We start from the raw sequence: 14,509 nt of genomic DNA, 5'->3' as shown, positions 1-14,509 counted from the left end.
TCATCAACACATGCCAGGCGCCAATTCCGTGAATTGAGAGGCAGGTTGTTCGATGAAATCGCTGTGGTTGGACAGGGAATCCAGCTTCACGTCCGATGCAATCCCCGATGAAAAGCACTTCGACACAATAGTGGCGGGCGCAGGGCTCACAGGAATGGTGACGGCTCTGCTGTTGTCCAGATCGGGCCAGCGTGTGGCAGTTCTGGAAGCGCGCACCCTCGGCGCCGTGACCACAGGCAACACCACCGGCAAACTAAGCCTCCTGCAGGGAGGGGCACTCTCGGCGCTGCGTGGCCAGTACTCACTGAAAGTAGTGCAAGCCTATGTGGAAGCGAACCGCACTGGTCAGGCATGGCTGATGCGGTATATGGAAGAGCAGGGCATCGCGTTTCAGCGCCGGACGGCAGTCACCTTCGCAACCACCGACGACGGCGGCCAGCGCCTGCGCAAGGAGGCTGCCGTTTCCCGCGACGCTGGTTTGGACGTGCACTTCAGCCGCGACCCCGGGCTGCCATTCCCGGTGGTTGAGGCACTGGAACTCGATGACCAGGCGCAGATCCACCCCATGGAAGTCCTGGAGGTCCTGGCAAGGGATATCCGGGAGCACGGCGGAATAATTGTTGAGGGTGTCCAGGTGCAGAATGTGGGTTCCGACCTTCCCGTGGAAGTATCCACGCGAAAAGGGGCATTCACCGCGGACACCGTCGTCATTGCTACTGGCACGCCGATCCTGGACCGCGGACTCTATTTCGCCAAGCTCGAACCCAACCGGTCATACGCTGCCGCTCTTCGGCTTCCAGGTGAAACCCCGCCACCGAGCGGAATGTACCTGAGTATCGATCCACCCACCCGTTCCCAACGCACTCATCCGACGCCGGAGGGTGAGTTGTTGTTGGTAGGTGGCTACGGGCATACCGGCGGCCGGGCGGTCTCACCCAAGGCGCACCTGGATGACCTTCTCGCCTGGGCCAACCAGCATTATCCGGGCGCGGAGGTCACGCATACGTGGTCTGCCCAGGACTACCGGCCAACCAACCTCGTTCCCTTCTTCGGCAAGATGCCCCGGGGTCACGGCCGGATCTTCTTCGGAACCGGCTACAACAAGTGGGGCATGAGCAACGGAGTAGCTGCCGCGTTGTCCATTACTTCGGACATTCTGGGCGGCCAGTCTGATTGGGCCACGGTCATACACCACCGCGTTACGTCGCCCCAGGGCGCGTTGGAAGCCGTTCGCCTCAATGCCAGCGTCGCCAAACGGTTGGTCGAGGACAAAGCCAAGGTCAGGAGCAATCCGGAAATCACGGACCAGACCCGACCCCCGGAGGGGAGTGGCGTCGTCGGGCTTTACAAGGGTGAGCCGGCAGCTGTGTCCACCGTTGATGGCAACGTCTGTATGGTGTCGGCGAGCTGCGCCCACTTGGGAGGCCTGCTGAGCTGGAACGACGCCGAGAAATCGTGGGATTGTCCCTTGCACGGTTCAAGGTTCGCTCCCGACGGCAAGTATTTGGAAGGCCCTGCGACGCATAACCTGCAGAAGTCGCCACTAAAGAAGAAGGAGTAGTCAAGCCAGCCGTTCGACGCGCCGCCGGGCCTGGTCCGCGGCGCGTCGTTGCTGTGCCGCGGCCCGGACGGCCAGCTTTTTGTGCGACTCAGCGGCTTCGGCGTCCCGGGTGATGCCGATCAGTTCGGCTTCGAGGGAAGCCAAACGCTTTTTGGCGTCGGTGATCTGCGCCTCGACGTCCGAGCGCCTGTCCTCGAATTCATTGACAGCGTCCCAAGCCTTCGAAGCAGCGTTTTCGGCCTCCAGGGCTTCCTGTTCGGCTGCCTCAAACTCGGTGCGGGCTTCTTCCAACGCGGCCTGGCGCTTTTGGGCCCGGCGTTCGGCCAGGGATGTTGCGGCTTCCTCGGGTGCTTTCTCTTTCGGCTGCGGCTCTTGATGCTTCTTGCTCTGCCGTGCCGGCTTGGTTCCGGCTGGCAGCTTCGCTTTTGGCGCTTCGCCCACGCTCGCGATTTCGTCGGGATTTGCTGCAGCGACGGCATCTGTCAGGTCCACGGACTCGAAACCGCTGCCGCTTAGCCCGCGCACCAGCCGGCCGGTCGCCACCGCGGCTGCGGCGCCGGCGTCGGCCATTGCGGCCCGAAGCGTTTGCTCCACGTCGGCAGCGCCGGCCGCGCTGAGCGGTGCTCCCAGCCGGCTCGCCAGCTCCTTTGCCGCCTGCACGGCCAAGCTCAGTTGACCCTGTCGCTGCTGGCCGAGTTCACGGAAGGCTTCAGCATCTCCCTCCTCTTGCGCTGCACGGAGGGAAGCGCCAAAACGCACGACGCCGTCAATCACCTCGGGTTGGTGGATGGCAAGCATGTTGATGCCCCAGGCGCCGGCGGTGGGCTTTGGCAAGCTCCCGATCTCCTTGGCGAGCTCCTTCCCACCTGCTTCCTTTGCCTGCCGTGCCAATGCTGTCCGCTCCGCAGTGAATTCACGCGGAAGCACGGCGTACAACTGTTGGGCGGCATCGCGAAGATCCATGACTTCATCCTAGGTGCGCTTGTGCCGACCCTGGCCCGTGGCGCCGGGCACTTGCCCGCGGGACCTGGTGATGGAGCCTGCGGCGCTTAGGGTAGCCTAAGTCACGTGGACCAGATCATGAGCTTGCCCTTTGGCGTCGCGGTTGCGGCGCTCTTCGCGATTGTCATGATCCGCGTCAATGTCACGTACTGGCTGGGTCGAGGAGCAGTTGCCGGCTTCGCACACACCCGCTTCGGGGCGTCGCTCCAACAGCCGTCGCTCCAACAGTCCAAGGCAGCCCGGGCCCAAGCCTTCATACAGCGTTGGGGTCCGTACGCCGTCGTGCTGTCCTTCCTGACCATCGGCCTGCAGACCGCCGTTAATCTGGCAGCCGGCGCAGCGCGGATGCCGTTGCGCCGCTATCTCCCCGCTGCTATCGGGGGTTCCATCATCTGGGCGTTGCTGTACGCAACCATCGGACTGGCCGCCCTTGAGGCGTGGCTTGCGGTAGCTGCGACGTCGCCGGCTGGTGCCGGGCTGTCGGTGCTGGCTGTGCTCGCCGTGATCGTGTGGGTGGTGGTTGCCCGGCGGCGTCGGTCGGCTGCCAAATCAGCGGATACAGTGGTCTGAGTTCTACTGCTGGATTGGCGAAAGGCTCGCGTTGACAACCTCATTACCGGAACTGGCGGAGGGCAACTTCTACTACGAATCGTTGGGTGGGGGCCGCTACCGCTCCACGATTCATGCCCAGGGTGCCTGGAATCCGCACGAACAACACATGGCACCTGCCTCCGGCATCATGGCTGACGCCCTCCTGAGGCATGAGCCCCGGGACGACGTCCGTATGGCGCGGATCAGCTACGAGATCCTCGGGCTGATCCCCGGCGGCGAGTTCCAGGTAACCACCTCAACCTTGCGGCCGGGACGAACGATTGAACTCATCCAGGCTGAGCTTTCCGCCGGCGGGCGTGTCGCCATCCGTGCCGCAGCGTGGCGCATGATCACCAGCGATACCAGCGCCGTGGCGGCGTTCGAGGACGAGGCCATGCCCGCCCCGGACGAATGCAAGTTGTGGGATGGTGCCAGCGTATGGCCCGGCGGCTACATCCGGTCCCTGGAAATGCGTATCGCCGAAGGCCATCGGCCAGGTTCGGGCAAGGTGTGGATCCGGACCATGCACCCTTTGACTGACGAGGAAGACAGCAGCGATCTTGCCCGTCTCATGGGCTTGGTCGACACCGCCAATGGCATCGCCGCACGGGTCCCCCCAGGGGAGAACAGCTACATCTTCCCCAACGTGGACCTCCAGATCCACATGTATCGTGCGCCCTCGGGAGAGTGGCTCGGTCTGGACAACAAAGTCTCCTTCGGGGCAGATGGCATCGGCCTGACGTCCAGCGTGCTCCATGACATCAACGGACCTTTCGGCAGGGCCGAGCAAATCCTGACGCTGAGGAAAAGCTGATGAGCGAAGCACGGAACGAAGCCGACGGCGGCCTCACGGAGCGCTCCGAGCTGACCGTCTACCGCCAAGAGGAATCCCTTGGTGCTGCCGGGGATCTTGATTTTGCGTTGGAGCTGCTGAAGCGGGCGCGGAGCGGGCAACTGGGTCCCTCCCTTCGCTTGTACCGCCCGCAGCCTACGGTTGCCTTTGGCCAGCGCGATGCGAACCTGCCCGGCTTCAGCGCCGCCGAGGATGCGTGCCGGGAGCTCGGCTTCGAGCCCCTCGTGCGGAAAGCTGGTGGACGTGCGGCGGCTTATCACCAAGGCACTCTGGTGATTGATCACATTGAGCCGCACCCTGACGCGATCGTCCGTGCGAAAGCCCGTTTCGCGGAGTTCGGTGAGTTGCTGGCAGGTGCCCTTCGCAGCGTTGGCGTCCAGGCCGCCGTCGGGGAGATCCCGGGGGAGTACTGCCCCGGAGAGTTCAGCGTTCACGGGGAGGATGCGGAGTTTCCCGCGCATCGGATCAAGCTGATAGGGACTGCGCAGCGGGTGGTTTCCGGGGGTTGGTTGTTCAGCTCCGTGATTGTGGTGGAGAACTCCGGTCCGATCCGGGACGTACTGACGGCAAGCTACGCTGCTCTTGGCCTCGATTGGGATCCGGCTACCGCCGGTGCTGCAAATGACCTGCTGCCCCACTTGGACGTCAAAACGGTGGAGGACGCCGTGGTTGACGCTTACCGCAGCTACGCACACGTGGTGGACGGCGACTTCAGGAGCCTCTTGGCGTAGGTGGCTTTCACCGCCATTGAGCACGCTGGGGGCCGGGTTTACGCTGAGGGAATCAGGAACCCAACCACACGAAACCTGGTGGAATGATGGGCCGCAAGAAGCACCCAATTCAGGATACCGACGTCGACTTGAGCGTCAGCGAACCAAAGAGGTCGGCCGCCGGCTTGCCCAGCCTCAGCGAAACCCTTCCCCATGCGATGGCCTATATGGGCCCTTCCCGCGCATGGAAGACACTTACAGCAGTCAACCAAAAAGACGGTTTCGACTGCATGAGCTGTGCTTGGCCTGATCCGCCGGAACGCAAGGCTGCCGAATTCTGTGAAAACGGCGCCAAGGCTATCGGGTGGGAGGCGGAGCCGCTGAGGATCCCCACGGAGTTTTGGGCCGGAAACCCGCTGAGTTCCCTGGAGTCCCGTTCCGAGTATTGGCTGGGCCAACAGGGCCGGCTGGTGGAACCGGTGTATAAGGCAGCAGGCTCGGACCACTACGCGCCCGTCAGCTGGGAGCGGGCCTTGGACATCATTGCAAACGAGTTGAACGCCCTCGACGATCCGGATGAGGCCACTTTTTACACCAGCGGACGCACCAGTAATGAGGCAGCGTTCCTGTACCAGCTTTTCGTCAGGGCTTTCGGGACCAATAACCTTCCGGATTGTTCAAACATGTGCCACGAGTCCACGGGCCTTGCCATGGGCGAGACCATTGGGGTGGGCAAATCGGCCATCACGTATACGGACTTCGCGAAGTCGGACCTGATCATCATCATGGGGCAGAACCCGGGGACCTGCCATCCGCGGATGCTGACGGCACTGGAGGAGGCCAAACTCGCGGGTGCGTCCATTGTGGCTGTTAATCCTTTGCCTGAGGCTGGCCTGATCAACTTCCGGAACCCACAGCGTGTTCGAGGCCTCGTGGGGAAGGGAACTGACCTGGCTGACCAGTTCCTGCAGATCAGGCTCGCCGGGGATATGGCGCTGCTTCAGGCTGTTTCCAAGCGCGTCCTGGATGCTGAACGGGCTGCGCCGGGTTCGGTGCTGGACCGCACGTTCATCGATGAGCATTGTCAGGGGTTTGTTGGGTTCGCTGCCCACCTCGCAACTTTGCAGGAGCAGGACGTTCTTGCCGCCACCGGCCTGACCAGCGCAGAAATCGATGAACTCGCTGAACGGTACATCCACGCGGAGAGGGTGATCATTACGTGGGCGATGGGACTGACCCAGCATAAGAAGGCGGTGCCCACCATCAAGGAGATCATTAATCTTCTTCTACTGCGTGGCAACATTGGCAAACCGGGGGCCGGACCTTCGCCAATCCGTGGACACAGCAATGTGCAGGGTGACCGGACCATGGGCATTTGGGAGAAGATGCCGCCGCGGTTTCTTGACGCCGTGCAGGATGAGTTTGGCTTTGACCCGCCGCGGAAGGCCGGTGTTGATTCGGTGGACAGTATCCGTGGAATGCGTGATGGGAGGATCAAGGTCCTCATCGCGCTGGGAGGGAACCTGGTGCATGCGATCTCGGACACCGTGGTCGCTGAGGAGGCTGTGCGTCGGACCAGGCTTTCGGTCCAGATTTCCACCAAGTTGAATCGCTCACATGTGGTGGTTGGCGAGCAGGCGCTGATCCTTCCGACCCTTGGCCGCACCGAAATCGACAAGCAGGACGGGATTGAGCAGTTTGTCACCGTAGAGGACACTGTGTGTGCCGTGCACCGCTCCGCAGGGACGCTGGAACCCATTGCTCCGGACGTTCTGTCCGAAGTGGCGATTGTCACCCGCATGGCCGAGGCGGTTCTTGACCACAAGGTGCCTGTGGATTGGGCGGACCTCAGGCGTAATTACGACACCATCCGGGACCACATTTCCCATGTGGTGCCTGGATTTGATGACTTCAATACCCGCATCCGCGAGCGCGACGGTTTTGTCCTTCCGCATGGTCCCAGGGATTCGCGGACGTTCCCCACGGCAACGGGGAAAGCCATGTTTTCCGTCAATGACCTGGAAACCATTGAAGTACCGCCGGGGAGACTGCTCCTTCAGACTGTGCGGTCCCATGACCAGTTCAATACGACCACGTACTCCATGAATGATCGTTACCGTGGCATCAAGAAGGGCCGCATGGTCTTGTTGGTGAACCCTGGGGATCTGGCGGGGTTGGGTTTCCAGGACGGCGACTATGTGGATGTGCACAGCGAAGCCGACGACGGCGTTGACCGTGTGCTGCGCCAGTTGCGTTTAGTGGCGTACCCCAGTGCCAGGGGCTGCGCGACTGCCTACTATCCGGAGGCGAATGTGTTGGTGCCGCTGGATTCAACAGCGGAAGGCAGCAATACACCGGCGTCGAAGTCTGTGATTATTCGTCTTGAACCGGCTGCCGCCCCGATTTTCGAGGCGGCGGCCGGACAGCGGAAGTGAATGCCTTAGGCTGCGAGGCGGTTTTCTACTTCGGAGGCAGAAGGGTTGGTTGCTGCGGTTCCGTCCGGGAAGAGGACGGTGGGGACGGTGCGGTTGCCTCCGTTGAGCTGCTCGACGAGTTCGGCCGTGCCATCTACCTCTTCGATGTTGATCTCGGTGTAGCCGATGCCCTTGGCGTCGAGCTGCTTCTTCAGGCGGTTGCAGTAGCCGCACCAGGTGGTCGAGAACATGGTGATGGTGCCGGAGTCGGGAGTGAAGTCCACAGAGCTCTCCTCGGTATTGGTCGTTTCCACGGGTGATTCGTTGGTATCAACCGTAACCCGCAGACCAATAATTCCCATGAGGCCGGGATTCGGGGTTACGTCACATTCCGGGCTGGTGTGTGCTTGGGCGACACGGCAGACTGTTCCCATGTGTGGACGTTATGTAATGGCCCGTGCCGTGGGGGATCTGCTGGCTGACTTTGATGCCGAACTTGAAAACGAGATCGCCCTGGAAAAATCGTGGAATGTCGCTCCAACGGATGCTGTTCCGATTGTGCTGGAAAGGCTCATGGACGATGGATTGAAGCGGCAGTTGCATGTTGCGCGCTGGGGATTGGTGCCCTCGTGGGCGAAAGATCCCAAAGGCGGGGCGCGCCTGATCAATGCCCGCAGTGAGACCCTCCTGGAGAAGCCGTCCTTCCGAAAGGCTGCTGCGGCCAGGCGATGCGCTGTTCCTGCCGATGGCTATTACGAGTGGAAGAAGGGCGAGGGGAAGTCAAAGCAGCCGTACTACGTGCATCCGGCGGATGGTGGGGGCGTGGTGTTTGCCGGGTTGTATGAATGGTGGCGGGACCAGTCAGCCTCTGATGATGATCCGGCCCGTTGGCTGCTGTCCATGTCGATTCTCACGGCCGACACCCCGACGGCCGAGTCGGCCGTGACCCGGCGGAGTGCCTCGGTGTTCGACGAGCTGACTGCCCTGCATGACCGCGTTCCACTTCCCATGAGCAAGGACACGATGGAAGCCTGGTTGAATCCGCGCGAAGATGATGCGGCCGGCCTCGTGGATCTGGTGCGGTCAAAGGCGCACGACGCCGCTGCCAGCTGGACGCTCGACGCGGTGGGTGCCGCCGTCGGCAATGTCCGCAACAACGGACCGGAACTCATTGAGCCGGTGGAGGGCCTTTTCTAGCTGGAGCTATTGCCCTGGCTAGAGCTGTTCCCTACCTACAGCGCTTCCGTGACCGGAACGCCGGCCTGGAATTCGCGGCCGTCCGCTTCGCTGAAGGCCGTCATAACGTGGCCTTTACTGAGTCCATGGATGGCGGACATCGGGAAGTTTCCGGTGATCACGTTCCCGGAGTGTTCCACGCCCTTGATGTCGTAGTTTTCCTCGGCACTGAGTGAGTGGTTGAAGGAGTAGAACGAGATCGCTTCTCCATTCATGAACTCAATGCCCAGCCTTCGTTGGGAGGAATAGTCCTCGCTGGCAGCAACAAGGCCCACGACATAAGCGCCGGAGCCCGGTATGTTGCCTTCGATTTCGAATCTCGCAACGAGGTTGTCATCTGCGGCGGAGATACTGACCTGCTTCAGGAGTGCGTCATTGGTGCTCATGCCACAATCCTGCTCTGTGGACCCGCCCGCGTCCACCCCTTTGCTTCATCCCTCCAAGAGTCGCCGGACGTTGGCTGCCACTGTGGTTTGGTCCATCGCCTGGCCGCGGCGTGCTGTCAGGAGATGCATGGCCAATCCGTCGCCGTAGTCCGATACGGCTTCTGCACGGGCCCTTGGGTCGGTAATGCCCATGGAATCGAGCATCTGTTCAAGAGCTGAAAGCATCCGCTCGTGCCCGGCGGCCACCACCTCGGGTTGGTCCAGGGCAAAGGCGAACCGTGCGCGGGTCAGGTCAGCGTGATTGTTTGCGAGCCGGAGCAGTGCTCCCGCGAGCAGTTCCGCCAAGGCGGCTACCGACGTCGGGACCCCTGATCCACCCTGCTGCTGCAGCAGGAGCGAATCCCGTTCTTCAACGCGGTCGACGGCGGCAGCTACCAACGCGGCACGGTTGCGGAAGTAATTGGAGGTCGTTCCGACGGCCACGCCGGCTTCGGCGTCAACGGCGCGGTGGGTCAGTCCCTTGAGACCTTTGGCGGCCACCACGGCGAGGGCCGCGTCGGCAAGATCGGTTCGTCTGTCCGGCATGGCGAAAGTCTAGTCTTTAACCTCACAATTACTACAAATGTAGTAGTACATTGGCACCATGAAAAAGGTGGAAATCGTCGGTGGTGGAATAGCAGGCCTCGCCCTTGCGGGAACTCTTGATCCCAGTCAGTTTCACGTCACTGTGCACGAACAGCGGACCGGCCTCCCGGCAGTAGGAACAACCCTGGCCATGTGGCCCGAAGCCCAGAAGGCCCTGGCCTCATTGGGGATCCTTGATGCCGTCCGGGAAAACAGCCCCACCATCACGGGTGGCGCGCTCCGAAGTGCCGCAGGGATGCCGTGGCTGAGTGTGGAGGGGCAGAACCTTGTGGGAGTCGCCCGCCACACGCTCCTGCGGCTCCTGGACTCCGCCGTGCCCCCGACGGTCCAGAAACGCAACGGAAAAGTGGATGAGGTTCCAGGCGACGCCTACCTCGTAGTGGCGGCAGACGGAGTGCACAGCATGGTAAGGCGTTCCGTCTGGGGCCAGGGGTGTGCAGCAACGCTGACCCCCTACCTCGCCGTTCGAGGCGTCATCGCCGAAGAGCCCGGCAGCGAAACCATCGGTGAGTACTGGGGGCGCGGGGACCTCTTCGGCATAGGCCCATCAAGCGGGGGAACCAACTGGTATGCGTCCTTCCGCTCCGGGATGGGACCCGAGCGAATTGACGTCGGCGAAGCCCTGGCAGTGGCGCGCCGCCGCTACGCCGGACACTCGCAAAGTATCCAGCACGTCCTGCAAGCAGCGATGCCCGAAACAACATTGGCACAACGCATATGGACCACCCCGCCGCTAAGGCGCTATTCCCGGGACAACGTAGTCCTCATCGGCGACGCGGCCCACGCCATGGCACCCAACCTCGGGCGGGGCGCTTGTGAGTCGCTGATAGACGCCGTCGCCTTGGGCACGCTCGTCAACACACTGCCACTGGACCAGGCCCTCGCCGCCTACAACCGTCAACGCGTTCTTCGGACCCAGCAATACCGCATCGGTTCATCATTGATGATGCGCGTGGCGCTCGCAGAAGGTGCCCAACCACTGCGCGACAAGATGCTCGACCTTGCTGCCAAGCGAAAGTCCAAAGCGCCCCGAAGGAGCAAAACTTCCCAGTAGGTTTTGTCGGAGGGGCAACGTAAACTGGATACATTCGAACATACATTCGAACAGAAATTGCTCACAGGCAAGGAGTGTGGATATGGGACTTTTCAGTGAGTCCGTGGACGTCATCTGCACGGATACAGGCCAGCCGCAGGAAATCCAGTGGAAAGGAACCCGCTACGTCGTTACCAACGAACCCCTCAGATGGTATGAACGACGCCAATGGTGGGTAGAAGAAAGCCGGGCACCGCTGGGAAGCGGCGCAGGCTTGGTGGATCACGAAATCTGGCGGGTCCAACTCCAGCGCCCGCAGGATGAAGGGCAACCCGGCCAGGCCATCACCCTTGACCTTGTCCGCCATCTCGGCAGCGGCCGCTGGCGGCTCCTTCGCATCCACGACGCCGCGCCGGCCCGGGCAGTCGAACCAGACGAAGCCGCCTGAACCTTGAGCTTTACACACCTGCACGTCTCCACAGCCTTCAGCGCCCACTATGGCGTCTCCTGGCCGGACGAACTTGCCCAGTCAGCCGCAGCAGACGGCGCAACAGCGCTCGCCTGTACTGACCGGGACGGCCTATACGGCACCATCAAACACCTCAAAGCATGCATGGACGCCGGTATCGACCCCATCATCGGCGTGGACCTCGCCATATTCGACGACGACGGCGACCACCGCACCCAAGTAGCGGGCCGCGTCGTCGTACTCGCCCACGGCAACAACAACGGCGCCGGCTACCGGGCACTCTGCCGACTCGTCTCAGATGCCCATGCCCGCACCTCCGGTAAAGCCGGGGGAGTAGTGCCCGTCGCCGTAACGAGGGCAGAACTCGCATCACGCACACTGGACTCAAAAACCCTCAAACCCGTGCTAACCGTCCTCATAGGACCGGACTCCGATGTTGGCCGGGCCATGGGAGGGCGGAAATATCTTCGGCCCCGGACACTCTTCAAACAATGGATCGACGCCATGCCGCCCGGGACAATCGTTGCCGAAGCCGTATCCCACCTCAGCGCCCCTGGAGAGCCCCTCAGCACATCCCACGCAGTGCGCATGCTCAAACTCGCCCTTGAATACAACATCCCCGCCATCCTCAGCAACGCCGTCCGTTACTGCGCCCAGGACGGCGCCCCCACCGCAGACGTCCTGGATTCTGCACGCACACTAAAATCCCTCCCCGAACTCTCCGCAGCCCCACTGCTCCAACCAACAGGCCAGCTCCAACCAACCGGGCAGGGTTGGTTGAAAAACGCCCAACAAATGCTCCAACTCGGCAAGGAAATCATGGGCGCCGCAGGCCAAGGAGCAGCAGGGCTGAACAAGCTGCTCTCCAACACAGAAGCGCTCGCCGACAAATGCCGTATCGATCCCGTCCCGGACATGGGATGGAAAAAGCCCGTTGTTCCCGAAGCTTCCATCATCGGCATCGACCAGGACCCCATGCTGGAACTCACCCAACGATGCGAGGCAGGAATCACCCGGCGCTTCCCCGGCATCAACGGCAATGCGGAAATACAGATGCGCTCGCGGTTGCAGCATGAGCTGGGGATCATCGACAAACTCGGCTTTGCCTCCTACTTCCTCACTGTTGCGGAAGTATCCAGGATGATCATCGAGATGGGCGTCCGGGTAGCTGCCAGAGGTTCCGGAGCCTCCAGCCTGGTCAACTATCTGATCGACATCAGCCAAGTGGATCCCATCCGGCATGACCTCATTTTCGAACGGTTCCTCTCGGGTCGCCGATCCACCCTTCCCGATATTGACATCGACGTCGAAAGCGCCGAACGGCACAACGTCTACCGGAAGATCTTCGAGCGCTTCGGAGCCGAACGGGTGACCCTGATGAGTATGCAGAACGGGTACAGGGCCCGTGGTGCTGTCCGCGATGCCGGCATGGCCCTTGGCATGGATGATGGTGAAATCGGCGAAATTGCCAAGCAGTTGTGGCGGTTCTCCGCGCGCAAATTCAGGGAGGCATTGGTTGAAAAGCCTGAACTCCGGGAATTTGCCGGACGGGTGGAGGCCGGCCGTGAAGGGCCTGGGGGCATGGAGGAAAACCAGCAGTTGGACCTGTTGGTGGATCTCACTGAAAGACTGGACCGCCTTCCCCGGCACATTTCCATGCACCCGTGCGGGGTGATCCTGGGCGATGCCACGCTCCTGGACAGAACCCCGGTACAGCCCAGCGGTTTGGGTCTGCCCATGAGCCAGTTCGACAAACACGACATGGATCCCATGGGCATGCTCAAACTTGATGTCCTGGGTGTGAGGATGCAAAGCGCCATGGCGTTTGCGGTGCGGGAAGTTATCCGCCTGCACCCATCCAAAGCGGAGGTGGTGGCGGCTGGCCACCATCCGGTGGAAGCGGGAGGCAATGGTCCGGACTATATTGCCCAGGACGGCAGGATTGATCTCAACGCGGTGCCTTTCGACGACGAACCCACCTATGAGTTGATCCGCAGTACCCACACTTTGGGCTGCTTCCAGATTGAATCCCCCGGCCAGCGTGAGCTGATTGGGAAGATGGCACCGCGGGAATTCAACGACCTCATTATCGATATTTCCTTGTTCCGCCCTGGTCCCATGAAGTCGGACATGGTCCGCCCGTTCCTTGAACACCGGCACGGTTTCGCACCAGAGGTCTACCCGCATCCGGACCTGAAGCCCGTTTTGCAGGAAACCCATGGCGTTACGGTTTTCCATGAGCAGATCCTGAAGACCTTCCATGTCATGACAGGGTGTGGTTTGGACCGGGCAGACGAGTTTCGAAGGGCCTTGGGTGACGAGCTCCACGAACCTGAAGTAGAGAGGTATTTCCGTCGGGAAGCGATCAAGAGATACTCCCCGGAGGTCGTGGACAAAGTGTGGGGAACCCTCAAAGCCTTCGGCAGCTTTGGTTTCTGCAAAGCCCATGGAGCTGCCTTTGCTGTGCCTACCTATCAATCGGCATGGCTGAAGGCACACCACCCTGAAGCGTTCCTTGCAGGGCTGTGGGAACACGACCCCGGGATGTACCCCAAACGGCTGCTGGTTGCTGAGGCCCGCCGCTTGGGTATTCCCATCCTGCCCTTGGATATTAATCGAAGCCAGGCTGAATACAGGGTGGAAAGAATCCTGGAGGGCCAAAATTCGGGCAAGCTCGGCATTCGCTTGAGCCTGAACGGAATATATGGACTGTCGGGAGCGGAGCTGAAGCGGATCGTAGCGGGCCAACCCTACGACTCCCTCGCGGACCTCCGGGCCAGGGCCAGGGTGAGCAAACCGAATATCAAGCGGCTCGCCCAACTCGGAGCCTTCGATGCCCTGCACCGGGATGCCGGCGGAACTGCAAACCGCGCCGATCTGGTGCAGCACTTGCAAGCACTCCAGGGCAGTCCCTCCAAGAAGGCCGGCGGGGTCATTGAAGGGCAATTATCCCTACCCCTTGGTGATGTGGAGTTGCGGAACCTTGCTGCTGGACTACCTGAGCCCAGCATGGTGGAGAACGTGCGGGCAGAGCTTGATCTCATGGCAGTGGATGTGAGTGAGCATCTGATGGAAAGCCATAGGCCTTTGCTGGACAAGCTTGGCGTCACTACGGCGGATAGACTCCTGGGTCTTCGCAACGGCACCGAGGTGCTGGTTGCCGGCGTCCGGATCGCAACGCAGACACCTCCCATGCGGGGTGGGCGCCGCGTGGTGTTCATCAGCATCGACGACGGTACAGGCTGCGTGGATACTGTCTTCTTCCATGAAGCGCAGGAAGAATCGGGTCCACTCCTGTTCGGTACCCGGCTTCTGCTGATCCGCGGAACTACGCGAAGAACTGGACCCAAGGGAATCAGCCTCAGTGCCAGCAAAGCCTGGGACCTTGGCCGCCCCGAAACTTTGCCGTTCGCCGAAGTCCTGCCACCCGGCGTCGGGCTTGCGCCTGAATTCACTCATTCAGGGCCCCTTGAGGGTATCTCCAGGAACCTGGCCATCACGGGCCTCGGGAGCTGACCCGTGGCGTCGGCGCGCTGCTTTGGCCGCCTTCGTCCAAACAGATACGATTGACGATGGCTGGCTGTGGTCCCCGTACGCCACAAGCTACGA

13 protein-coding genes are annotated in these 14,509 nt (G+C 61.6%); 9 read left to right on the top strand and 4 right to left on the bottom strand.

The genetic code is table 11. The features are described from left to right. Positions 1-52 precede the first annotated feature (52 nt). Positions 53-1,561, top strand: coding sequence for an FAD-dependent oxidoreductase (locus LDN82_RS12955; protein WP_224164499.1), 1,509 nt, complete (start codon positions 53-55; stop codon positions 1,559-1,561). On the opposite strand, the gene LDN82_RS12950 is transcribed toward LDN82_RS12955, so the two are convergent. Continuing rightward, positions 1,562-2,524 (bottom strand): hypothetical protein, encoded by a 963-nt coding sequence (locus tag LDN82_RS12950; protein WP_224164498.1) that lies wholly within the window; start codon positions 2,522-2,524, stop codon positions 1,562-1,564. It abuts the gene before it with no gap. A 105-nt stretch (positions 2,525-2,629) separates the two neighbouring features. Between LDN82_RS12950 and LDN82_RS12945 the strand changes: the two genes are divergently transcribed. From LDN82_RS12945 to LDN82_RS12930, 4 genes are all read left to right on the top strand, one after another. Then, positions 2,630-3,133: a VTT domain-containing protein gene (locus tag LDN82_RS12945; RefSeq protein WP_346347088.1), complete on the top strand. Its 504-nt coding sequence runs from the start codon at positions 2,630-2,632 to the stop codon at positions 3,131-3,133. A gap of 31 nt (positions 3,134-3,164) precedes the next feature. Continuing rightward, on the top strand, positions 3,165-3,968 hold the full coding sequence (locus tag LDN82_RS12940; RefSeq protein ID WP_224090622.1) for a thioesterase family protein: 804 nt from the start codon (positions 3,165-3,167) through the stop codon (positions 3,966-3,968). Then, positions 3,968-4,738 carry a lipoate--protein ligase family protein gene (locus tag LDN82_RS12935; RefSeq protein WP_224164496.1) on the top strand — a complete coding sequence of 257 codons (771 nt, stop codon included), beginning with the start codon at positions 3,968-3,970 and terminating at the stop codon, positions 4,736-4,738. The genes LDN82_RS12940 and LDN82_RS12935 overlap by 1 nt, the downstream gene beginning before the upstream one ends. An 86-nt stretch (positions 4,739-4,824) precedes the next feature. After that, a complete protein-coding gene (locus LDN82_RS12930) occupies positions 4,825-7,152 on the top strand; it encodes an FdhF/YdeP family oxidoreductase (RefSeq protein WP_224167536.1) in 2,328 nt (775 codons plus the stop codon). Between the two features lie 5 nt (positions 7,153-7,157). Here the strand turns inward: LDN82_RS12930 and LDN82_RS12925 are convergent, their stop codons facing one another. After that, positions 7,158-7,415, bottom strand: a complete 258-nt coding sequence (locus LDN82_RS12925) for a mycoredoxin (RefSeq protein ID WP_017197512.1) — start codon at positions 7,413-7,415, stop codon at positions 7,158-7,160. Between the two features lie 166 nt (positions 7,416-7,581). Between LDN82_RS12925 and LDN82_RS12920 the strand changes: the two genes are divergently transcribed. Then, complete coding sequence (locus LDN82_RS12920) at positions 7,582-8,328, top strand: SOS response-associated peptidase (protein ID WP_263422249.1); 747 nt, start codon at positions 7,582-7,584, stop codon at positions 8,326-8,328. A 35-nt stretch (positions 8,329-8,363) separates the two neighbouring features. Here LDN82_RS12920 and LDN82_RS12915 read toward each other — a convergent pair whose 3' ends face one another. Both LDN82_RS12915 and LDN82_RS12910 read right to left on the bottom strand, forming a co-directional pair. Beyond that, positions 8,364-8,753, bottom strand: a complete 390-nt coding sequence (locus LDN82_RS12915; RefSeq protein WP_216925525.1) for a hypothetical protein — start codon at positions 8,751-8,753, stop codon at positions 8,364-8,366. Between the two features lie 45 nt (positions 8,754-8,798). Continuing rightward, complete coding sequence (locus LDN82_RS12910) at positions 8,799-9,338, bottom strand: TetR family transcriptional regulator (RefSeq protein ID WP_224164494.1); 540 nt, start codon at positions 9,336-9,338, stop codon at positions 8,799-8,801. 58 nt (positions 9,339-9,396) lie between these two features. Between LDN82_RS12910 and LDN82_RS12905 the strand changes: the two genes are divergently transcribed. The 3 genes from LDN82_RS12905 to dnaE all read left to right on the top strand — a co-directional run bounded on the left by LDN82_RS12905 (position 9,397) and on the right by dnaE (position 14,416). Next, positions 9,397-10,452, top strand: a complete 1,056-nt coding sequence (locus LDN82_RS12905) for an FAD-dependent monooxygenase (protein ID WP_224164493.1) — start codon at positions 9,397-9,399, stop codon at positions 10,450-10,452. An 82-nt stretch (positions 10,453-10,534) separates the two neighbouring features. Beyond that, complete coding sequence (locus LDN82_RS12900) at positions 10,535-10,879, top strand: DUF6504 family protein (RefSeq protein WP_224164492.1); 345 nt, start codon at positions 10,535-10,537, stop codon at positions 10,877-10,879. Between the two features lie 3 nt (positions 10,880-10,882). Continuing rightward, on the top strand, positions 10,883-14,416 hold the full coding sequence (dnaE, locus tag LDN82_RS12895) for a DNA polymerase III subunit alpha (protein WP_224090595.1): 3,534 nt from the start codon (positions 10,883-10,885) through the stop codon (positions 14,414-14,416). Positions 14,417-14,509: the final 93 nt, after the last annotated feature.

The sequence above is a fragment of the Arthrobacter sp. StoSoilA2 genome, from assembly GCF_019977195.1.
In the GTDB taxonomy this organism is placed as follows: domain Bacteria; phylum Actinomycetota; class Actinomycetes; order Actinomycetales; family Micrococcaceae; genus Arthrobacter.
This window is presented reverse-complemented; position numbering and strand designations above follow the sequence as displayed.